Here is a 19,285-nt window from a genome sequence, read left to right on the forward strand (position 1 = left end):
CGCTCGTGCGGCTGGTCGGCTTCCATCACGCCGGAGGCTCCTGTGCCACGTATCTGCCCTTGGTCGAGGAGTTGCCCAGCGGATGGGACCTGCTGCTGTACGATCTACCTGGGCGGGGTAAAAATTACACGCATGCGCCTTCGCTGTCCTGGGAAAGCCTAGTGCGGACGTTGGTGGAGCACCTGCGTCCTTGGACGGACGCGCCCGTGGGGTTGTTCGGACACAGTATGGGTGCCTTGGTCGCCGCCGAGGTAGGGCGAGCGTTGTGCGCAGCCGGTTTGCCACCGGTGTGGATCGGGGTGTCGGGAAGTTCCGCCCCAGGGGTGCGGGTGGCCCGTTCGCAACAACTCCACCAGTTGGACGACACCGCCCTTTTGCGCGAGGTGGCTTTGATGGGCGGTCTACCGGACCGGTGGAGCGAATTCCCCGAACTGGAATGTATGTTTCTCGGTCTCGTGCGTCAGGACTTGGAGCTTGTGCGGGCGCACCAGTGGTTCGAACCCCCAGGTTCCATCACTTGCCCGATGGCCGCGCTGGCGGGCACCCAGGACCTGTGGGCACCCCCGGAGTCGATGAGGGCCTGGAGTGATCAGACAACCGATGCATTCCGCTTGCTCGAGTTCTCTGGTGGGCATTTCTACTTCACGGGGGAAAATCTTCCAGATTTTGCGGGAGTCATTTTCAGTGAGTTGGTGGGGAATATCGAGGGTTCCGCGCTAGAGGGGCTCGACGGGGTGTAGAATAGAAGCGGAGTTTCCTGGATGAGTAATGATGTGGGGAGTGGACGTGGCAACCTGGAAGGTTTTGGGGATATGCGGGAGCCTTCGTCAGAAATCCTACAATTCTGGACTTCTGCGCCTTGCCGGAAGGAGTAGTCCAGGTATCTGCGTCGTTGGCGACGAACTGGTTGGTCGGCTTCCTTTGTTCAATCCCGACCTCGACGATGGCGAGGACCTTCCGGCTGCCGCCGCCGAGTTCCGGTCCTGCGCAGATGAGTCCGAAGGGGTGATCATCGTCAGTCCCGAGTACGCGCACGGGCCGTCAGGAGTGACCAAGAATGCCATGGATTGGTTGATTGGCTCAGGAGGGCTCGCTGGCAAACCCACCCTCCTCATGAGCGCATCACCAGGGCAGGCAGGTGGTATGCGCGGACATCTGGCACTTATTCCCACACTCACCCTCATGGGGAGTATCCTCGTCGACTCGGTGACGGTGTCGGGCGCTCCCGCTCGTGCCGACGCTCAGGGGGATTTCTATGACCCGACTGTGCTCGAGAGGGTTCGGCTGTCCATGGAGGAGTTGACCACCGCTTTGTCCTACTCTCATCAAAAGAAGGAGAAGAGCCTCCTGTCCGATTGAGAGATAATCGCAATGTCCCAGTTCTACAGTCGCGCTTCCGTTTTGTTCTGACCTATGTTGTTCAGGATGACTTGAACGGATTTTAGTACGCTGATCTGTCCTGTGCCGGGTGTGATGGAGGCTCCCGCGTTCGTGATCGATGTTCTCCCGACGGGTCCTGGGCTGGCAGGTCTCGCGCTCGCTGCGCACCGACCTGGCTCTGGACGCGTTGGAAATGGCGGTCTGGAACCGCCACCACGTGGGCCGGCGCATCGACGGGTTGGTTCACCATTCCGACCGGGGTGTGCAGGGCGGTTTCAACTGGCTGTTCACTACATCCAACGGTTGGCCGAGGCGGGTGCGGTGGCCTCAGTCGGTACCACGGGCGACTCCCACGACAATGCTCTGGCCGAGGTGTTCCACTCGTTGTTCAAGGCCGAGCTGGTGCGTAATCGGGACCTGTGGAGGGAGCTGGAGGAGGTCGAGATCGCGGTGGCCGAGTACGTGGACTGGTTCAACCACCGCAGGCTCCACTTCCAGATCGGGCGCTGGTCCCGCCTCGGAACGGGACACCCGCCGAACTGGACCGCGCCACGACCCCCTTCACCCAGGACACCCACCAGACGGTGTTCCCTGACGTGGCCAAAGCGACGGCCGAGGCCACCTCCGTGATGCTCAAGCCCGTGGGTCGCGATGTTCGCTTTGGGGCCCCCCTTTTGTGAGCTCGTCATCGGAGAGCACTGGCCCTGGGAGCCTCGAAGCCGGAACCGGAGGCTTGCAGAGCGAGGTCCACAGCGAGATGGAGACAGCGGCGAGGCAGCGGAGCACACGCGGAGCCGAACCAAGGCTCCGGACACACGAAAACCCCGGGTCTGAATCGGTAGAAACCCGTTCTGACCTGGGGTTTTGTTTGGTAGGGCCCCGGGGGATCGAACCCCGAACCCGCGGATTAAAAGTCCGCTGCTCTGCCGATTGAGCTAAGGCCCCGTGCCGACGGTGCACGACGAACGGGGCCGTCGTGTGTCAGCCGGGACAACTCTACCCCAGCGCCACACCGTCTGCTGAGCCCCCGACCGGGAACAGCGGGGTGACTCCGCCGTTCATGCCCGGCCCTCCTGTTCGAGGGCCTCCGTGACGGCGGCGACTGCGCTCTTGGCGGTGCGTCCGGCGCCGATGATCGTGGCGGAGGCGAAACCGGTCCAGTCCCCGTAGCCGACCAGGGACAGCCGAGGTTCGTGCACCGCACGGTTGTCCGCCCCGACCGGGATCCGCCCGTTCCCGTCGGCGACCCCGAGCGGAGCGAGGTGGCCGAGCGCGGGGCGGAACCCGGTGCACCACAACACTGCGTCGACCTCCAGGGTGCTCCCGTCGGGCCACGCCACCCCGCCGGGGGTGAGGCGTTCGATCATCGGCTCGGCCTTGAGTGCTCCCCGATCGCGCGCCTCACGCACACTCGGCACCACGACGATGTCGCCGAGGTCGCCCACGCGGGGGCTGTCCTCGCCGCGACCGCGTCGGGTCGCCAGGTCGAACAGGGCGCGGGCGTCCACGTCGTCGGGCATGAGGCGTGGAGGGCGCGCGGCGACCCAGGTGGTCTCGGCGACCAGTGAGAGCTCGGCGATGATCTGCGCGGCGGAGTTGCCGCCGCCGACCACCACGACCCTCTGGCCGGCGAAGTCGTCCGGACCCCGGTAGTCGACCGTGTGCAACTCCTGCCCCGTGAAGGACCGTCGCCCCGGTGCGTGCGGCAGGTGCGGCGCGGACCAATTGCCGGTCGCGCTGACCACGTGCCGGGCCCGCCAGGTACCCCGGTCGGTCACCACCCGCAGGCGCCCTCCGGGGCGCTCGGTCTCCCGTTCGACGCGTTCCACGGCGACCGGCCGGTGCACGGGGAGCCGGTACCGGCGCTCGTACTCGGTCAGGTACCACACGACGTGCTGCGCGCTCGGGTACTCGTGGCCCTCCTCGGGCGGCATCCACCACCCCGGGAGCATGCTGTGCCCGGCGGGGGAGAACAGACGGAGGGAGCTCCAGTATTCGGTCCAGGCCCCGCCGGGGGTGCCGCGGTCGTCGAGGACCACGAAGTCGGCGCCGGCCCGCCGCAGGAAGTACCCCGTGGCGAGGCCGGCCTGTCCGCCGCCCACGACCGCCACGTCGACGTCGGTGACCGCCTCGTGCCCGCCGGTGCCCATGTGTTCTCCTCCGCCCTCGGTCCGTCCCCCGTCGCAACGCAGGGGCCTCCCGCGTGCTTCCCCGGGGGCTGCCCCAAGTGGGGAAGGCTTCGTCAGGCCGCAGGGGCGGCGCCGACGCGGCATCCGGCTGCGGCGCGCAGCCGGGCGCGCAGGGCCAGGGCCAGGAGTGCGAGGCCGGCGACGGCGAGCAGGGGCTGCGCGGGAGCGAACCAGTTCAGCGCGCCGGAGGTCCCCAGGGCCATCAGCACGAGGGTGTTGCAGGTGGGGCAGCCGATCGCGAACCAGGTGAGCAGGCCCCCGGCCAGGCTCCGGCGCGGTGTCGAGCGGTCCTCGTCCGCCTCCGTGCCCTGCTGGTCCCGATTGCCGCCGTGCGGGCGGGTGTAGGTGGCGAGCAGCAGGCCGCAGAGCACAGCCGTGGCCACCCACACCGGGTAGGTCCACCAGGCCGCCTCGATCTCCCGGACGAACAGTTCGTTCGGCAGGAGCACCGACGGGATCCCCAGCAGGGCCAGGGCCCCGACCGCCCCCAGTGCGGCGGCCGTCCATTGCCGCGCAGTCCACAGTCGCATTGTCGTCCGGTCCTCTCTCCGTGTCGCCCGACCCGGCCACCCGTGTGTTCCGGTGCCCGTGACTCATTCTTCTATGTAGCATAGAGCCTGTTCTATCGAACATAGAATAAGTCCGACCGGAGTCCAGAGCGGAAGGTCCCGCACATGCCGCAGTTCAAGACACAGGGCGCGCCCCGGAACCCGGGAGCCCTGTGGCCCCTGTTGGCGAGCGCGGTGCTCGTCGTGGTCGTGGTCATCGGCCTGGCTGCGTGGGCCGCCGACCGGGACCACACCACCGGGAACGGCGCCTCCGGCAGCACCGCCGCCGGTGAGCAGGGCGCCGACGAGCAGACACGCGAGCTCGGTGAGACGCTCGCCCGCCGCGACGGGGAGGACCCGGCCGCGCTCGGGGACGAGGACGCGCCGGTCGTGCTCATCGGCTACTCCGACTACCAGTGCCCGTACTGCGCCACCTGGGTCGAGGAGGTCCAACCCGAACTCGTCGAACGCTACGTCGATTCGGGCGACCTGCGCATCGAGTGGCGCGAGTTCCCCTACATGGGCGAGAGTTCCCACCTGCTCGCCGTCGGTGCCCACGCCGCGGGGGAACAGGGCGCCTACTGGGACTACCACGACGCGGTCTACGGCGACCAGGAGACCTACAAGGACCAGGACACCGACACCCTCACCGGCCAGCTGACGGGGGTCGCCGAGGAGCAGGGCCTGGACGCCGACCGCTTCGCCGACGACCTGGGTGACGAGGAACTCGCGACCGCCGTCGACGAGGACTTCTCCGAGGGGCAGCAGATCGGTGTCAGCGGCACCCCGGCGTTCCTGATCAACGGTGCTCCCGTGTTCGGGGCCCAGCCGCTCGACGTCTTCACCGACACCATCGACGCCGCGTTGGCTGAGCAGGGCTGACCCATGGACATCGGATACCTCGCCGCACTGCTCGGCGGCCTCCTCGCCCTGCTCAGCCCCTGCAGCGCGCTCCTGCTGCCGTCCTTCTTCGCCTACGCGTTCCGGGACACCGTCGGCCTCCTCGGCCGCACCGCCGTGTTCTACGCGGGCATGTGCGCCACCCTCGTGCCCCTGGGTGCCGGGTCGGCGATGGTGAGCGGGTTCTTCTACGGCAACCGCGAGCTTCTCGTCACCGTCGCCGGGTCGCTGATCATCCTGCTCGGCCTCGCGCAGATCCTCGGACTGGGCGTGAACATCGGCCCCCTCGCCCGGCTCCAGGGGCGCCTGGCCGGGCGCACCGGGCCCCTGCCCGTGTTCGGCCTCGGCGCGGTCTACGGGCTCGCCGGGTTCTGCTCCGGCCCGATCCTGGGGGCCGTCCTGACCGTGGCCGCGACCGGCGGAACCGTGCGCGGCGGCCTGCTGCTGGCCTTCTATGCCCTGGGCATGGCGCTCCCGCTGTTCTTCCTCGCCCTGCTGTGGGACCGCTTCGAACTGGGCCGCCGCACCTGGCTGCGCGGACGAGCGTTCACCGTCGGCCCTCTGAACCTGCACACGACGTCCCTGGTCTCGGGGGGCTTGTTCGTGGTGATCGGGGTGCTGTTCCTGCTCTACGACGGCACCGCGAGCCTGCCGACCCTCGTGGGGTCGGGTGAGGAGATCGCCCACCAGCTGCAGCTCCAGCTCTCCCGGCTCGGCGGCGCGGCCGACCTCCTGCTCGTTGCCGCGGCTGCGCTGGTCCTGCTCGGTGTCGGGCTGTACCGCCTGCGCAGGGGGCGGGCTGCCGACGAGGCCCCCGCCGAAAGGGAGGGGGACCGCACTCCGTGACCGCACACGCGCGCCCGGCGCGTGTCCGCATGCTCCGGGCGCTCGCCGCGGGTGCCGTCCTCGTCCAGATCTTGGCGGCCTGCTCCTCCCGCGAGCTCACCGCACCCGAGGACGCCGAACCCCGGGACGAGCCCCCGGCCCCGGCTACGCTCGAACCCGAGGCCGAACCGGCACCCACCCTGGAGGGGACTCCTCGGTGGGCGGCACCGTACTCGTCGCCGCCCGAACCGGCCGGGGACGGGTTCGTCGGTATGGCGATGCCCGAACGGGGCGGGGACCTCACCTTCCTCGGCGTCGACACCGACGGCAGGACCCGGTGGTCCACGACGCGCAACCCGAGCTGTACGGCGTTCGCGGTGACCGGGGGCGCCGACGGGCGCGACCTCGTGGTGCTCCTGGACAGCGACGCCGATCCGGACAGCGGGCTGCTGGCGACCAGGACCACGGCCGCTGCCTACGACCCGCTCGACGGATCGCTCGTGTGGGGCCCCACCGACGTCCCGGGGGACCTGGTCGGCCCCGGGTTGCTCCTGGCCGACGTCGAGGGGTCGGTGATGAGCACCTCCACAGGGCCCAAGGTGGCGCTGGACCCCGGCACCGGTGAGGTCGTCGCCGATGAGGAGGACGGCGGCACGGAACTCCTGCACGAGTACCGGGGGACGCTGCTCGCGGCGGACGGGGGCGACCTGAGGGCGACGGAGACCGGCAGCGGCGACGTGCTCTGGACCGCCGACGACCTCGAACCGCCAGAAGGTGCGGAGACCGAACCCGAGGCCGTCGGCCCCGGCCCGGCCCCAGGCAACGGCCAGTCGGCCGCGGTGGTGCTGGCCTGGGACGGCCCGGACGGGGAAACGGTCGCGCACACCGCCCACGATCTCCGGACGGGGGAGCGGCTGGCCTCGTTCGACGGGACGGAGGAACCGCGCGTCGTCGGGGACCGTGAGGGCAGAACCGTGGTCGGTGGGCCCCACCCGGACGCGGGCCGACTCCTCGTCGGTCTGCACAGCTCCCCGGCCGGGGAACTGTGGCGGACCCGGTTGCCGGACGGCCCGGGGCTCGACGCGGTCGTCGGTGACCATGCCCAGCTCGGCGAGGGTGACGACACACTGCTCGTCGCCCTCGACTCGGGCGCGACCGTCGGCGAAGGGCCCTGGGCGGTGCCCGTGGCAGCCGCCGAGGACGGGACGTCCCTGGTCCCGGTCGAATCGGACGGGCCCGGTGACGCCTTCGCGGCCTACGGGCCCGGGCCGTGAGCCGGGGGTGGACCGGCGCCCGAACAGGACCGTCGGCAGGGTCATCAGGGCCTGTTCGGTGGGCGCCTTCCATCGTAATCGGCGTTCGCCGAACAGGTCCTAGTGTGGAGTCGAACGGAGCGGACGAGAGCGTGGGGACGATGGACGAACCTCTGCCGGGGCTGGGGCCGCTGGAAACGGCCGTCCTCGACCTGTTGTGGGCGGACGAGGAACCGATGAGCGTCCGAACGGTCGTGGACTCCCTCCCGGACCGCACCCCCGCCTACACCACGATCTCCACGGTGCTGGAGAACCTGCGCCGCAAGGGGTGGGTGGAGCGCGACCGGGTGGGCCGACTGTGGTTCTACCGCCCCCTGCGCGACCGGCCCACCTACGCCGCCGAGCGGATGTCGGGGGTGCTTGCCGACAGCGGCGACCCCCGCGCCACGCTCCTGCGGTTCGTCGACGACATGCCGGCCGACCAGGTGGAGGTCCTGCGCGACCTGCTCTCGGACGTGCCGCGCGAGGAGGAACCGTGACCCTGGTCGCGGCCGCAGCCGGCTCGGCCGCCCTGCTCAGCCTCGCAGGCCCCGCGTTCGTGCGGTGGTGTGCACGCGTGGGCGAACTCCCGCCGAGGTACCTGCTCGGGCTGTGGACGGTCGCGCTGGCGGTCTGGACCGTGAGCTGGGCGACCCTGCTGTTCTCCGTGGTGGCCGAGATCATGGGTCCGGGGCTGAAGGGGTTCGTGACCGCCTGCATCTCCTTGTTCCAAGCGGTGAGCAACAGCGGGGCCGGAACCGTCGTGGCCGTGCTCGCCCCGGTCGCCGCTCTGGCCGCCGGCCGGCTCTGCTGGGTGCTCGCGCGCCGCTACGCCGGGTCGGTGCGGTGGCGGCGTGAGCACCACCGCGAGCTCGACGCCGGAGCACGCCGGCGCTGCCTCGGCGGACACGACGTGTGGCTGCTGCAGGCCCGACGCCCCGACGTCTACTGCCTGCCCGGCCGCCGCTCAGGGGTCGTGCTCACCCAGGGCGCTCTCGACGTCCTGTCGCCCAGGGAGCTGCAGGCCGTCCTCGCCCACGAGGACGCCCACCTGCGCGGACGCCACCACGTGCTCGTGGCCGCTTCCCGACTGCTCGACACCGCCTTCCCGGGGGTGCCGCTGCTGCGGGCCGCGGCCGCCGAGGTGCCGGTCCTGGTCGAGTGGGCCGCCGACGACCGGGCGGCCCGGACGGTGGGCCACGCGCCCCTGTTGCACGCCATCGGCGCCATGGTCGCGCCGGCCGAACCCGACACGTCCGGACGTTCCCTCGCCGCGTCCGGTGCCTGCCCCGTGGAACGCGCCCGCCGCCTGCTCCCGGGGGAGAACTCCGGGAACGGGCGCTCCACCCCTGCGGCGACCGCGCTCTCGGCCGCGATCCTCCTGGCCGTGCCGCCGGCGGGGGTGCTCGCCGCGACCGTGCTCACCGTCGCGGGGTCGCCTCCCTGCGTCTGCACGCTCTGAACGCGGTCCCGGTCACTGGGAGAGGTCGGGCAGGCCTGCGGCCTCCCGCAGGCGCGCGTACTCCTGCGCGAGCTCCGCGGGTTTCCAGTGCGCGTTGCGGCCGCTGGGGTTGGGCAGGAGCCACACCCGGGTGTCTCCGATGCGCTCCTGCCGCGGCCCGACCGACGCGCCCTTCACGCCGAAGGCCGTCCGGTACCCGGTGATGCCCAGGAACGCCAGCCACGCGGGGCGGTACCGCAGCATCTCTGCGCGCAGCCGTCCCCCGCCGTTCTCGAATTCCTCCTGGGAGAGCTCCGAGATGTCCCGGGTCGTACGTTCCACGAGGTTGGTCAGCCCCATGCCCAACGGCAACAACTCGCGCTCCCGGTCGGGTGTGAAGGTCTCGGGCGTGAACCCGGCGTGCGCCAGGGCCGGCCAGAAGCGGTTTCCCGGGGACGCGAAGTGGTGCCCGACGAGCGCCGTGGTCAGCCCCGGGTTCATGCCGCAGAAGACCACGCCGAGCCCGGCGGCCATCAGGTGGGGCAGGGTCTTGTCCCGCGCGGCCTCCAGCTCGGCCCGGCTCCGGCCCCCGTACCCGCGTGTGGGCCCTGACGCGTGCGAGCGCCGGCAGCCCGAGGCCCCGCCGCCGTGTTCGTGCCCGTCCACCGTGGCCCTCCTGAGTGGTTCCGTGTACCGGACGTGCCGGAAGGTACCACCGTGCCCGCCGGGGGGCACCGGGCCGCCTCACGCCCCCGCATCCCGCGCGTCGCGACAGGAACCGGCCCCGCAGGGTTGGTGTACTCGGGGGCAACCGACACACCAAGGAGCATGATGGCCTTCTCCGAGAAGCAGCAGAACGTCCTCCGCAAGCCCGCGTTCGGGCACATCGCGACCCTCGGCCCGGACGGCGCACCCCACAACAGCCCCGTGTGGATCGACTGGGACGGCGAGTTCCTCAAGTTCAGCCAGACCACCACGCGCCAGAAGCTCAAGAACCTCGAACGCGACAACCGGATCTCCGTCTCGGCGACCGACCCCGACGACCCCTACATGTACGTCGAGGTCAGGGGGCAGGTCGACCGCGTCGAGGAGGACACCGACAAGGCCTTCATCGACGCCATGGCCCAGAAGTACCTCGGCACCGACTACCCGTGGCACAGCCCCGACGAGACACGGGTCATCGTGTACGTGCGGCCCGACCGGTTCGTCGGACGCTGACCGGGCGGGATCATGTACGGTGCACGGCCGCCGCCGACGGCGGCCCTGCACCGCCCTCCCGGGACGACACTCGGAGGCGGGCCGCCCACGCAGTGACGGAGAGGACCGATGGGGCTTCGGGAACGCAAGAAGCGGGCCACGCGCCGCGCGCTCAGGGACGCTGCCGTGCGTCTGGTGCTGGACCACGGTCTGGACAACGTGACCGTGGACGAGATCGCGGCCGCGAGCGAGGTCTCCACCCGGACCTTCTTCAACTACTTCGGCAGCAAGGAGGACGCGCTCCTGGGCGACCTGCCCCTCGGCCCGGACGACGAGTGCGTGGCAGGGTTCGTGGCCGGCGGCCCCTCGGGGGACTTCACCGACGACCTGGTCCACCTGCTCACCGACTCCCTGGACCAGGGTGAGGGCCTGGCATCCTGGCGCGAGGAAGCGCGCACCAACTGGCAGCTCACCGAACGTGAACCCCAGCTCATGTCGGGGATGCTCAGCCGTTTGCACGACGTCGAGGTGCAGATCGCCGAGGCCGTGGCCGAACGCACGGGGGCCGACCACGACGACCAGGGCCCGAAGCTCATCGCGGGGGTGGCGTCCGCGGTGGTGCGGCACGTCCTGGGCGAGGCCGGGGCCGCAAGGTCGGAGGAGACCGTCGAGGAACTGCGCACGCACATGCGCGAGGCGTTCGACCGGCTCGGCCACACCTTCGCCCCGCGTCGCTGACAGCGGCACCCGACACGGGACCGCGCGGACCTGTGTTCCATTTCTCGGGAACGCCCCCGGTGACCTCTGCGTCGGAGGTGTTGTAGGAGGCCGCAGGTCCGTCCCGCACACTCCCGGAAGCCTCCCGGGGAGATGTCAGGGAAGGGCCAGGGGCCTCCCCCATGGGAAACGTCTCCGTGAGCGGGCAATCTGTAGACATGAGCAACAAGCGCTTCCAACGCAGCAGTGACAAGCGGCTCCTGGCCGGTGTGTGCGGCGGTATCGCCGAGTACTTCGGCTGGGAACCCACGATCGTGCGCATCGTCTTCATCGTGCTCACGGTTCTGGGCTTCAGCGGGATCTTCGTCTACTTCCTGGCCTGGCTGATCATGCCGGCCGCGGGTGAGCGGCGTTCCCTGCTGGAGCAGATCATCCGCAACTTCCAAGGAAAGTCGAGCGACTGACCATGCAGTGGACCCTTCGAGCCCACCCCGGGTGGCAGCGGCGCGAACTCCGCACACTCGGGGAGGACCACGAGTCGGAGGAGGCACGGGAGCCCTCCTCCGACACCACGGCCGAGGCCCGGACCGCCTGACAACCCGTCGGCGGACCGGGCCTTCCGCCTTCTCCGGCGTGTTCAGGCGGGCTGTTCCGCCTCGTTCATCTTCTCGATCGCCGACTCGGCCATGCGCGACCACGTCGCCGCGAGCGCGACCCCCAGGACCACCCCGACGGCCCCGGCTCCGGTGATGACCGCCGAGGTGCCGAACAGTTCCACCAGGAGCGACCCGAACAGGATCCCGAGCCCCTGCGAGGCCTGAAGACCGGCTGCGACCAGCCCGAACGCCAGGCCGCGCCCGTCCTCGGGCGTGCACAGGACGAAGGTGGCGTTGGCGACGATCTGGTACGAGGCGGCCGCCCCGCTGATCGCGAGCAGCCCGACCATCAGCCACAGCGGCAGGGGCAGGATCCACAGGATCAGCGGCACCGACGCGAGCACCGTCAGCGGCCCCAGCCAGCGCATGCGCGTGGGTGGCGGGACGAAGCGGGTGAGCAGGAAACCGCCGATGAGAGTGCCGATCGACGGCCCGGCCATGATGATGCCGGCAGCGCCGGGGCCCGCCCCCAACTCGTCGGCCATGGGATTGGCGATCCCGTAGGGGATCATGTACAGGCCCGCCACCCAGGCCATGAGGGCCAGCGTGCGCAGGCGCGGGTCGGTGAGCACCAGACGGGTGCCGCGGGTGATCATGGCACCGAGCCCGGGCCGGGAGCGGTTGCCGTCGGCGTCCGTGTTCGGGGCCGGGCGGGCGCGCACCCCCGCCATCACCAGCAGAGCCGACAGCGCGAAGATCGCGGCGTTGGCCATGACAGTGGTGTTGGGGCCGATCACCGACACCACGAAACCGCCGGCGATGAGCCCGATGAGCATGCCCAACTGCGTGGTCAGGTGGATGATCGCGGTTCCGGCGACGTAGCGCTCCCCCTGGACGATCTCGGCGAGGAGCGCGGCCCGTGCGGCTGTGAAGGGGACGGCGGGGACGACCGACAGGAACAGCAGGCTCCAGATCGCCCACACGGGTATCCCGGGGATCCCCGCGGCCAGGATGAAGACCGCGCGTGCCAGATCGCAGACGATGAGCGCCTGCTTGCGGGGGAAGACGTCAGCGAGCCCGGAGAGCAGGGGGCCGGCGAGGATGGGGGGCAGGAACGTGACCGCGAGTGTGATGCCGGCGGCGAAGGCCGAGTCGGTCGCCCGGTAGACGAGCACGCTCACGGCGATGTTGAGGAGGTTGGTCCCGACGATGGACAGGGCGTGGGCGAACCAGAGGAACCGGAACTCGCGGATCCGCATCGCGTCGCGGTAGCCGTTCTTCCAGGTCGTGCCCTGTGAGTGGTCCCGGGTGTCGGAGGGGTCGTGGCCCTCGTCGTCTGCTTCGTGATCGAGGCGCGGATTGCTCACCCGGCACTCCCTTGTCTGTTACTGGGTTGTAATCACGCTGTGTCGTGTCCCAATGACCAACGGTTCCGGAGTGAGGTAGGCGCCGCAAGCAGTTCGGTAGATTTCGTGGCTGATTCGTTGCTGTGGGTAGTAGGCAGCAAACGTCCCCGAAGCGGCGGTTGTCCGGTGTGATGCGGTTCGTCCGGGGGTGGTCGCGAGGGGGCGGGTCCGCGTGCCTGCGGCCTCAGCCCCAGCCGAGCTCCATGAGGCGGTCGTCGTCGATGCCGAAGTGGTGCGCGATCTCGTGCACGACGGTGATGCCGACCTCCTCGACCACCTGGTCCCGTGTCTCGCAGATCGCGCAGATGTTGCGCTGGTAGATGTGGATCACGTCCGGCAGGACGCCGAAGTAGGTGTCCCCGCGCTCGGTGAGCGGCACCCCTTCGTACACACCCAGAAGACCGTCGGGGGATTCCTCCTCGACGGTGATCACCACGTTGTCCATCAGCTGGGCCAGGTGTTCGGGGATCGTGTCCAGGGCGTCGGCGACCAGTTCCTCGAACTCACGGCGTGTCAGTTCCACCACGCCCGCCATTGTGTCGTCTCCGGGAGGCCCGCGGGAAGGGAACGGCGGACCCGTCTGTGCCCCGTGGGCCGCACAGACTGTGGGAAGGAAGACATAACACTCGGGAGCGGGCGTAAAGCATTGGGTGCACGTCTGTGCGGCGGCATGATGGGGGAGTGTTCTCATGGGAAGCGATCCGCCGCCACGATCACCGCGAGACCCTCGACCGCGCGCGTGCTGCCTTCGCCCGCATCCGTGAGGGGCGCGCGTGGAGGTGGGCCTGTGTCGCGGTCGCCGGTTTGCTCGGCGGCTGGCTGGGCCTGTCCCTGGCCGGACAGGTCGTCACCCCCATCGGCCCCGCCGACGTCACCTTCTCCCTGAGCCCCCAGTTCAACGGTGAGACCGTGGTCGACGTCGCCCCGCTCGGCCAGCTCGCCTTCGACACGCACGCGGCGCCCCTCCGGGTGGAAGCCGCCATCACCGACATCCGGTTGTCCGCTGCGCAGGAGATGTTCACCGACCCCGGTGCGATCGACCGTATGGCCGCCGGTATCGGCGGGGGGGCGNNATCGCCCTGGTGATCCGGTCGCTGGTGACTGCGACTCTCGGGGCCTTCATCATGGCTCTGCTGCTGTTCCGGGACCTGCGCCGTGCCCTGGCCGGGGGTGCCGTCTCCCTGGGCGCCCTCGTCGCCTCCGGTGCCGTCGCCGCCGCCTCCTTCAACCCCAGCGCCATCGCCGAACCCCGCTACACCGGGCTCATCGCCGGTGCCCCGCAGGTCGTGGGCAGCGCGGAGGAGGTCGTGGGCCGGTTCAGCGAGTACCAGGAGCAGCTCGCCGGCCTGGTCGGCAACGTGTCGATGATCTACGAGGCCACCTCGGAACTTCCGGTCTACGAGGACGACGAGTCGGTGGTACGGGTGCTGCACGTGTCCGACATCCAGCTCAACCCGGCCTCGTGGAGCATCATCTCCAGCCTCCAGGAGCAGTACGGGGTGGATGCGGTCGTGGACTCCGGCGACCTCACCGACCGGGGCAGCGCTGCCGAGGACACCTTCGCCGACGAGATCGTCGGCCTCGACGTCCCCTACGTGTGGGTGAAGGGGCAGCACGACTCGATGGGTACCCAGCGTGCGGTGGAGTCCCAGTCCAACGCCGTCGTGCTGGACGGGGAGACCACCGAGGTCGAAGGTCTGACCTTCTACGGCTCGGGCGATCCCCGCTTCACCCCGGACGAGACCCGCGTGGACCCGGACGAGGAGGAGCTCGCCGCCCAGGGCGAGGCCGAGGCCGAGCGCGTCGCCGACGGGACCGAAGAGGTCGACGTGGCGGTCATGCACACCCGAACCCAGGCCGAGGCCTTCGACGGGGTCGTGCCGCTCGTGCTCAGCGGCGACGAACACCAGCGCGACACCGAACTCACCGAGCTCGGGACCCGGTTCCTCGTGCAGGGATCGACCGGGGGCGCCGGGTTGAGTGGTCTGGATCACGACTCCGAGCGTCCGATACCGTATCAGGCGTCCGTGCTCTACTTCGACCGCGAGACCGGGCGCCTGCAGGCCCGCGACGACATCGATCTCGGCGGCATCGGGCTGACGTCCGCGCAGGTAGAACGGCACATCGAGGCGGACCCCGACGCCCCGGTCGGCGAGCCCGACGACGCCACCGACGGGCCCACGGCGGAGCGTTCTCCGGGTTGATCCTGCGGTGTTCCGTACCGGTGCAGGTCGGGTGGGTGCGCGTCGTCTCCGGTAATCGCTTTGGCGATCGGTGCGTATCTCCCCTATGCTTGGTCTGTCTGAAGCGGGCCCCTGTCGTCTAGCGGCCTAGGACGCCGCCCTTTCAAGGCGGTAGCGCGGGTTCGAATCCCGTCGGGGGTACGAAGCGGTCAGAGCACTGCCGGGAATCTGGCAGAATGGGAACCGCAACAAGGCACCGGGCCGAAGGTCCGGGCCGACAATTGAACAAGGTCCTGTGGAGCAGCTAGGAGTGCTCGCCACCCTGTCAAGGTGGAGGCCGCGGGTTCAAATCCCGTCAGGACCGCGCAGGCACCGGATTCCGGTTGCCCGGCTGGGTAGCTCAGTTGGTACGAGCGTCCGCCTGAAAAGCGGAAGGTCGGCGGTTCGACCCCGCCCCCAGCCACAGAAGGAGCCCCGTCACCTGGGAACAGGTGCCGGGGTCTTTTTTGTGCCGGTGGCTGTCGGTGGACGGTCGTGGGTCTCGGTGAGTGGCCGCGCCAAATGCGCGCCAAGAGTCAGAGCAGCCGCATCGCCTCCTCGATCTGGCGCTTGGCCCGGTCCTCCTCGCCGACGCCCCTCGTCATCCCGGCCGCCCGGCCGATAGGTGGTACCCACTTACCCCGCCGTGCGGGACGCCCCGGCTCAGGCGCCCACGTAGGGCCAGGTGCCGTCGATGACCGCTTCCGGGTCGCGGGTCCGGCGCAGGTAGGCCTGGAACGAGGCCGCCTGGTCGGCCTTCCACCGCACCTGGGAGTCGTGCAGTTCGGCAGGGGCGAGGGTCCCGAGCTCGGGGTGGCTCGACCCCAGCCGCCAGGCCAGGCGTCCGGCCGCGAGCGCGTCGGCCGCCGCCCCGTGTGCCTCGTCCGCGGCGAGCGGGACCCCGTGGTGTGCGCACACGTCCGTGAGCTTGCGCCCGCCCCTGCGGTACGGGTCCATCTGCTTGTCCAACACCAGCGGGTCGACCACGTGCAGCGTGGACAGCGGCTCGGGCCGGACCGTGTTCCGGACGAACTCGTGGTGCAGGATCCCGAGGTCGTAGGGAGCGTTGTAGACGACCAGGGGGAGGCCGTCCGCCGCGACCTTCTCCAGGGCCGCGCCGATCGCGGGCACCGCCTCGACCGCGGGGGTCCCCTCGGCGCGCACGCGCTCATCGGTGTAGCCGTGGATCCCCGCCGCCTCGGGCGGGATCGGGACGCCCGGGTCGATGATCCAGGTCAGGGGCTCCTTGGTGCCGCTCGTGGGGTCGATGCGCCACAGCGCGGCGGTGACGATGCGGTCGGCCGTGACGTCCAGGCCGGTGGTCTCGACATCGAAGGCGGCGAGGGGGCGGGTGTACCAGGAGGCGCTCATGCGGTTCTTTCTGCTCGGCCTCTCCGACCCGGGGGCCCCGGACGGATCGGCCGGGGGTCGGACTCTCGATGGCACGGTACCGCGCAGCCCCGACAGCCGCGGCACTTTCGGTTTCCCGCGAACCGCGGACGCCCCGCACGCGTCTCCCCAGGCGGAGATCCCACCGTTCCCCCGATCCCGGAGCCTCCATGAGCGCCGCCCCGGCACCCCCGTCCGACACCGAGACCGAGGACCTGTCTCTCAGGGTGGTGAAGTTCCCGAAGGAGGCCTCGGGGCCCACCCCGCTCGGAAGAAGACCCCGTGAGTGGTGACATGAACGTCCCCGCCCACCCGGTCTGAACACCCCCTCCCTGCCCCTGTTGTCCACCCATGGAGCCCTCCGATGCCGGCCACACCCGATCCGATCCACGACCTCGACCGCATCGGCAAGCGCATCAACCGGATCGAAATGCGCATGACCCTCGACCACGAGGTCGAGCGCACGTCACGAGCGGTGACGGCGGGTCTGGCCGCGGGTGGCGCAGTGCTGTTCATGTCCCTCCACCTCGTGTGGGCGGGCAGCGACGACCTCTCCGGCTGGGAGACGCTGTTCACCGACGAGCTCATCGGCACGTTCCCCGCGGGGCTGGCGGTGCTCGCCATGTGCGGGGCGGCCGTCACCGCCCTCGTGGTCCAGCGCATCTGGGCCTTTCGCACGGTCCTGGGCACCGCCGCGGCGTTCCCGCTGCTGTGGATGCTCGGGTGGGCTCTGGCCGCTTCCGACACGACGGGAGACCTCGAGGCCGGGCCGGGGCCGTGGTGCGCGATGGCCGGAACCGCGGTGGTGGCGGCAGCTGCTCACAGGGCGGAGAGCCTGGGTCAGAAGCATCCCAGCGCGTGGGACTGACCGCCGAGGCCCCGAAGTGTGCAGCGCACCACGGCGCGTGCGCGGTTGCTCCGGTAGTGTCCGGATCTGTGAACCACGCGACCGCCGCCGACGGCACCCGGATCCACTACGACGTCCTCGGTGAGGGCGAACCCCTGCTCCTGCTCAACGGGCAGGCCCTCGACCTCGAGATGTGGGACGGCGTGCGCGAGGAGTTCGCCCGCTCCCACCGGGTCGTGCGCATGGACTTCCGCGGCACCGGCGGCAGTGACGCCCCGCTCGACGGGCCCTACTCCCTCGGCCTGTTCGCCCGGGACGCCCTCGCGGTCCTGGACAGCCTCGGTATCGAACGCGCCCACATCCACGGCTTCTCGATGGGCGGGAAGGTCGCGCAGGCGCTCGCGCACGCCGCACCGGAGCGTGTGGGCGCGCTCGTCCTGGGGGCGACCGCCCCTGGTGGCGAGAACGAGGTCCCGCGCGCGCACTCGTCCACGGTCGCGTTGCGCAAGGCCGCCACGGAGGAGGGCCGAAGCCTCATCGCGGAGCTCTTCTACACACCCGCATGGGCGGCCGAGCACCCCGAAACGGTGGACCGCATCCTGCCGCGCGGCCCTATGCGCGCCCTGCGCCTGCACTTCGCCGCCGGCACCGGTTATGACGGCTGGGACCTGCTCCCGGAGATCACGGCGCCCACGCTCGTCGTGCACGGCGAGGACGATGCGCTCACCCCCGTCGGGAACGCGGAGCTCCTGGCAGTGCGGATCCCCGGTGCCGAGCTGCTCGTGCTCCCGGGCCTGCGCCACGGGTACGTGCACGAGGGGAGCCCGAAGGCGACCGAGGCCGTGCTGGACTTCCTCGCCCGGAACCCCATCGGGGCGTGACGACCGCCCGGCCGAGCAGCTCCGGCGTCACAGCTCCGTGGGCAGCTCCGCGCGGAGCTTCTCCAGCTGGCGCCGGTCCTTCTTCGTCGGCCGTCCCGCGCCGCGGTCGCGCTTGAGCACAGGGCCCCGTGCCTCCGGGGTGGGCGGGGCGGGACTGCGGTCCACGTAGCACCGCGTCGCGATGGGCGCCCCGACCCTTTTGACGATGATGTGGCTCACATCGACGAGACGGGTGCGACCGTGCAGCCGCACCCTCACCTCGTCGCCGGCCTTGACCCCCGTGGCCGGTTTCGCGGGACGCCCGTTGATGCGCACGTGCCCGCCACGGCAGGCCTGAGCAGCATCGGAGCGTGTCTTGGTGAGGCGCACTGCCCACAGCCAACGGTCGATCCGGGTGCTGTCGGGGCCGCTCGGCAGGGTCGGCTGGGACTCGCTCACGCCCGCGTCCTCCTCGTCTTTCGGGGCCTCGGATCCCACTCTAGGTCGCCGACGGTACGAAGTACTCCGAAGTCGCGCTAGAGTAGTAACCGCAGCAAGCGAGGTCCTGTGGAGCAGTTAGGAGTGCTCGCCACCCTGTCAAGGTGGAGGCCGCGGGTTCAAATCCCGTCAGGACCGCACAGCGAAGGCCCGGTGTCCGCGAGAGGCACCGGGCCTTCGGCTTTCTCGGGGAACGGACGAGGGGACTGGTCGTGGCATACCGGTACGCCACCGAGCGGACCGACCACTCTGCGCTGGCGAGCGGACAAGTGCTGCGTTCGGCGCCCGGGTTCCCGGGTTTCCCGGTCCGGCTCGCCAGCGAACTCCTCCAGCGTGCGCTCGTGCACACCACCGACCACGGCGAGAGGCCGGTCCGGCTCTGGGACCCCTGCGGTGGCAGCGGCTACCTCGCTACCGTCCTGGGCCTGCTGCACCGCGATCGCCTCTCCCACGTGCGCGTCTCCGACATCGACGAGGACGCCGTTTCCCTGGCCGCCCGCAACCTCGAACTCCTCACCGCAGAAGGCCTGGCCGCGCGGGAGGAGGAGCTGCGCCGCTCGGCCCGCGACTTCGGGCGCGTGGAGTTCGTCGAACGCGGCGAGGCCGCCCGCGACCTCGCCGCCGGACTGGCCTCGCAGGGCGGTGACCTGCCCCATGAGGTCCGCGCCGCCGACGTGTTCACCCTCACCGATCCGGTCGCCGCCGACGTCGTGGTCACCGACATCCCGTACGGGGAGATGACCTCCTGGGGTGGCTCCGCTCCGGAAGAGGACCCTGTGGGTGCGATGCTGCGCTCTCTGGGCAGGGTCCTGCCCCGCCACGCGGTCGTGGTCGTCACCGCCAAGACCCGACGTATCGCCCTGCCCGAGGGTGTGCGCGCCCTGGAACGGGTCAAGGTCGGGACCCGCGCCGGCGCTCTCGTGCGCGCCCGCGACGTCGCCCCCTGAAACCGCAGGCACACCAGAAGGTGAGCGCTAA

21 protein-coding genes, 5 tRNA genes and 2 pseudogenes are annotated in these 19,285 nt (G+C 70.4%); 20 read left to right on the forward strand and 8 right to left on the reverse strand.

Translation table 11 applies throughout. The annotated features are described in order from the left end of the window. The first annotated feature begins 5 nt into the window (after positions 1-5). The 3 genes and pseudogenes from D474_RS28620 to D474_RS34410 all read left to right on the forward strand — a co-directional run. The gene (locus D474_RS28620) at positions 6-740 is read left to right on the forward strand and encodes a thioesterase II family protein (RefSeq protein WP_161628677.1); all 735 of its coding nucleotides are present in this window, start codon (positions 6-8) and stop codon (positions 738-740) included. A gap of 46 nt (positions 741-786) precedes the next feature. Then, positions 787-1,359, forward strand: coding sequence for an NADPH-dependent FMN reductase (locus D474_RS31030; RefSeq protein ID WP_026118452.1), 573 nt, complete (start codon positions 787-789; stop codon positions 1,357-1,359). A 114-nt stretch (positions 1,360-1,473) separates the two neighbouring features. Continuing rightward, a pseudogene (locus D474_RS34410) lies at positions 1,474-1,875 on the forward strand (integrase core domain-containing protein); the annotation flags it as partial. 374 nt (positions 1,876-2,249) lie between these two features. On the opposite strand, the gene D474_RS0113080 reads toward D474_RS34410, so the two are convergent. The 3 genes from D474_RS0113080 to D474_RS0113090 form a co-directional block, all read right to left on the reverse strand. Next, positions 2,250-2,325, reverse strand: a tRNA-Lys gene (locus tag D474_RS0113080). 113 nt (positions 2,326-2,438) lie between these two features. After that, a complete protein-coding gene (locus tag D474_RS0113085; RefSeq protein WP_017614011.1) occupies positions 2,439-3,530 on the reverse strand; it encodes an ArsO family NAD(P)H-dependent flavin-containing monooxygenase in 1,092 nt (363 codons plus the stop codon). Between the two features lie 92 nt (positions 3,531-3,622). Beyond that, positions 3,623-4,099 carry a hypothetical protein gene (locus D474_RS0113090; protein ID WP_017614012.1) on the reverse strand — a complete coding sequence of 159 codons (477 nt, stop codon included), beginning with the start codon at positions 4,097-4,099 and terminating at the stop codon, positions 3,623-3,625. Positions 4,100-4,243: 144 nt separating this feature from the next. Between D474_RS0113090 and D474_RS0113095 the strand changes: the two genes are divergently transcribed. The 5 genes from D474_RS0113095 to D474_RS0113115 all read left to right on the forward strand — a co-directional run bounded on the left by D474_RS0113095 (position 4,244) and on the right by D474_RS0113115 (position 8,596). After that, positions 4,244-4,999, forward strand: a complete 756-nt coding sequence (locus D474_RS0113095) for a DsbA family protein (RefSeq protein WP_017614013.1) — start codon at positions 4,244-4,246, stop codon at positions 4,997-4,999. 3 nt (positions 5,000-5,002) lie between these two features. Continuing rightward, on the forward strand, positions 5,003-5,863 hold the full coding sequence (locus tag D474_RS0113100; RefSeq protein ID WP_017614014.1) for a cytochrome c biogenesis CcdA family protein: 861 nt from the start codon (positions 5,003-5,005) through the stop codon (positions 5,861-5,863). Continuing rightward, positions 5,860-7,116 carry a PQQ-binding-like beta-propeller repeat protein gene (locus D474_RS28625; RefSeq protein ID WP_017614015.1) on the forward strand — a complete coding sequence of 419 codons (1,257 nt, stop codon included), beginning with the start codon at positions 5,860-5,862 and terminating at the stop codon, positions 7,114-7,116. Before D474_RS0113100 ends, D474_RS28625 begins: the two co-directional genes overlap by 4 nt. Before the next feature lie 140 nt (positions 7,117-7,256). After that, positions 7,257-7,634 carry a BlaI/MecI/CopY family transcriptional regulator gene (locus tag D474_RS0113110; protein WP_026118453.1) on the forward strand — a complete coding sequence of 126 codons (378 nt, stop codon included), beginning with the start codon at positions 7,257-7,259 and terminating at the stop codon, positions 7,632-7,634. Continuing rightward, positions 7,631-8,596, forward strand: coding sequence for a M56 family metallopeptidase (locus D474_RS0113115; protein WP_017614017.1), 966 nt, complete (start codon positions 7,631-7,633; stop codon positions 8,594-8,596). The genes D474_RS0113110 and D474_RS0113115 overlap by 4 nt, the downstream gene beginning before the upstream one ends. Positions 8,597-8,608: 12 nt before the next feature. On the opposite strand, the gene mug is transcribed toward D474_RS0113115, so the two are convergent. After that, the gene (gene mug, locus D474_RS0113120) at positions 8,609-9,241 is read right to left on the reverse strand and encodes a G/U mismatch-specific DNA glycosylase (RefSeq protein ID WP_017614018.1); all 633 of its coding nucleotides are present in this window, start codon (positions 9,239-9,241) and stop codon (positions 8,609-8,611) included. Between the two features lie 165 nt (positions 9,242-9,406). Here mug and D474_RS0113125 point away from each other — a divergent pair, with 165 nt between their 5' ends. The 4 genes from D474_RS0113125 (at position 9,407) to D474_RS33885 (ending at position 11,084) form a co-directional block, all read left to right on the forward strand. Further along, the gene (locus tag D474_RS0113125; RefSeq protein WP_026118455.1) at positions 9,407-9,793 is read left to right on the forward strand and encodes a TIGR03618 family F420-dependent PPOX class oxidoreductase; all 387 of its coding nucleotides are present in this window, start codon (positions 9,407-9,409) and stop codon (positions 9,791-9,793) included. Between the two features lie 108 nt (positions 9,794-9,901). After that, complete coding sequence (locus tag D474_RS0113130) at positions 9,902-10,510, forward strand: TetR/AcrR family transcriptional regulator (RefSeq protein WP_017614020.1); 609 nt, start codon at positions 9,902-9,904, stop codon at positions 10,508-10,510. A gap of 197 nt (positions 10,511-10,707) precedes the next feature. After that, entirely contained in the window at positions 10,708-10,953 is a 246-nt protein-coding gene (locus D474_RS0113135) for a PspC domain-containing protein (protein WP_017614021.1), read from the forward strand. 2 nt (positions 10,954-10,955) lie between these two features. Then, positions 10,956-11,084, forward strand: a complete 129-nt coding sequence (locus tag D474_RS33885; RefSeq protein WP_017614022.1) for a hypothetical protein — start codon at positions 10,956-10,958, stop codon at positions 11,082-11,084. 42 nt (positions 11,085-11,126) lie between these two features. Here D474_RS33885 and D474_RS0113145 read toward each other — a convergent pair whose 3' ends face one another. Continuing rightward, on the reverse strand, positions 11,127-12,452 hold the full coding sequence (locus D474_RS0113145) for an MFS transporter (RefSeq protein ID WP_017614023.1): 1,326 nt from the start codon (positions 12,450-12,452) through the stop codon (positions 11,127-11,129). A 223-nt stretch (positions 12,453-12,675) separates the two neighbouring features. Next, positions 12,676-13,026: a metallopeptidase family protein gene (locus D474_RS0113150; RefSeq protein WP_017614024.1), complete on the reverse strand. Its 351-nt coding sequence runs from the start codon at positions 13,024-13,026 to the stop codon at positions 12,676-12,678. A gap of 146 nt (positions 13,027-13,172) precedes the next feature. Here D474_RS0113150 and D474_RS28630 point away from each other — a divergent pair. From D474_RS28630 to D474_RS0113170, 4 genes and pseudogenes are all read left to right on the forward strand, one after another. Further along, a pseudogene (locus tag D474_RS28630) lies at positions 13,173-14,695 on the forward strand (metallophosphoesterase family protein). Between the two features lie 107 nt (positions 14,696-14,802). Continuing rightward, positions 14,803-14,875 (forward strand) — tRNA-Glu (locus D474_RS0113160). An 88-nt stretch (positions 14,876-14,963) separates the two neighbouring features. Then, positions 14,964-15,038: transfer RNA gene (locus tag D474_RS0113165), tRNA-Asp, on the forward strand. Between the two features lie 25 nt (positions 15,039-15,063). Next, positions 15,064-15,137 (forward strand) — tRNA-Phe (locus D474_RS0113170). Between the two features lie 239 nt (positions 15,138-15,376). Here D474_RS0113170 and D474_RS0113175 read toward each other — a convergent pair. After that, entirely contained in the window at positions 15,377-16,084 is a 708-nt protein-coding gene (locus D474_RS0113175; RefSeq protein ID WP_017614025.1) for an exonuclease domain-containing protein, read from the reverse strand. 382 nt (positions 16,085-16,466) lie between these two features. Between D474_RS0113175 and D474_RS0113180 the strand changes: the two genes are divergently transcribed. After that, entirely contained in the window at positions 16,467-16,970 is a 504-nt protein-coding gene (locus D474_RS0113180; protein ID WP_017614026.1) for a hypothetical protein, read from the forward strand. A 68-nt stretch (positions 16,971-17,038) separates the two neighbouring features. Then, complete coding sequence (locus tag D474_RS0113185) at positions 17,039-17,830, forward strand: alpha/beta fold hydrolase (RefSeq protein ID WP_017614027.1); 792 nt, start codon at positions 17,039-17,041, stop codon at positions 17,828-17,830. A gap of 27 nt (positions 17,831-17,857) precedes the next feature. On the opposite strand, the gene D474_RS0113190 is transcribed toward D474_RS0113185, so the two are convergent. Continuing rightward, on the reverse strand, positions 17,858-18,268 hold the full coding sequence (locus D474_RS0113190) for an RNA-binding S4 domain-containing protein (protein WP_026118456.1): 411 nt from the start codon (positions 18,266-18,268) through the stop codon (positions 17,858-17,860). Between the two features lie 102 nt (positions 18,269-18,370). On the opposite strand from D474_RS0113190, the gene D474_RS0113195 reads away from it, so the two are divergent. Both D474_RS0113195 and D474_RS0113200 read left to right on the forward strand, forming a co-directional pair. Next, a tRNA-Asp gene (locus D474_RS0113195) sits at positions 18,371-18,445 on the forward strand. 74 nt (positions 18,446-18,519) lie between these two features. After that, a complete protein-coding gene (locus D474_RS0113200; RefSeq protein ID WP_017614029.1) occupies positions 18,520-19,254 on the forward strand; it encodes an rRNA methyltransferase in 735 nt (244 codons plus the stop codon). The last annotated feature ends 31 nt before the right edge of the window (positions 19,255-19,285 follow it).

Origin of the sequence: Nocardiopsis salina YIM 90010, from assembly GCF_000341025.1 — a bacterium.
Lineage (GTDB): Bacteria > Actinomycetota > Actinomycetes > Streptosporangiales > Streptosporangiaceae > Nocardiopsis > Nocardiopsis salina.

Excerpts from the sequence above, each read along its gene's own strand:
- D474_RS0113095 (WP_017614013.1), top strand. The coding sequence starts at position 4,244 with ATGCCGCAGTTCAAGACACAGGGCGCGCCCCGGAACCCGGGAGCCCTG.
- D474_RS0113135 (WP_017614021.1), top strand. The coding sequence starts at position 10,708 with ATGAGCAACAAGCGCTTCCAACGCAGCAGTGACAAGCGGCTCCTGGCC.
- D474_RS0113180 (WP_017614026.1), top strand. The coding sequence starts at position 16,467 with ATGCCGGCCACACCCGATCCGATCCACGACCTCGACCGCATCGGCAAG.
- D474_RS0113125 (WP_026118455.1), top strand. The coding sequence starts at position 9,407 with ATGGCCTTCTCCGAGAAGCAGCAGAACGTCCTCCGCAAGCCCGCGTTC.
- D474_RS0113100 (WP_017614014.1), top strand. The coding sequence starts at position 5,003 with ATGGACATCGGATACCTCGCCGCACTGCTCGGCGGCCTCCTCGCCCTG.
- D474_RS33885 (WP_017614022.1), top strand. The coding sequence starts at position 10,956 with ATGCAGTGGACCCTTCGAGCCCACCCCGGGTGGCAGCGGCGCGAACTC.
- D474_RS0113175 (WP_017614025.1), bottom strand. The coding sequence starts at position 16,084 with ATGAGCGCCTCCTGGTACACCCGCCCCCTCGCCGCCTTCGATGTCGAG.
- D474_RS0113150 (WP_017614024.1), bottom strand. The coding sequence starts at position 13,026 with ATGGCGGGCGTGGTGGAACTGACACGCCGTGAGTTCGAGGAACTGGTC.
- D474_RS0113110 (WP_026118453.1), top strand. The coding sequence starts at position 7,257 with ATGGACGAACCTCTGCCGGGGCTGGGGCCGCTGGAAACGGCCGTCCTC.
- D474_RS0113085 (WP_017614011.1), bottom strand. The coding sequence starts at position 3,530 with ATGGGCACCGGCGGGCACGAGGCGGTCACCGACGTCGACGTGGCGGTC.
- D474_RS0113090 (WP_017614012.1), bottom strand. The coding sequence starts at position 4,099 with ATGCGACTGTGGACTGCGCGGCAATGGACGGCCGCCGCACTGGGGGCG.
- D474_RS0113130 (WP_017614020.1), top strand. The coding sequence starts at position 9,902 with ATGGGGCTTCGGGAACGCAAGAAGCGGGCCACGCGCCGCGCGCTCAGG.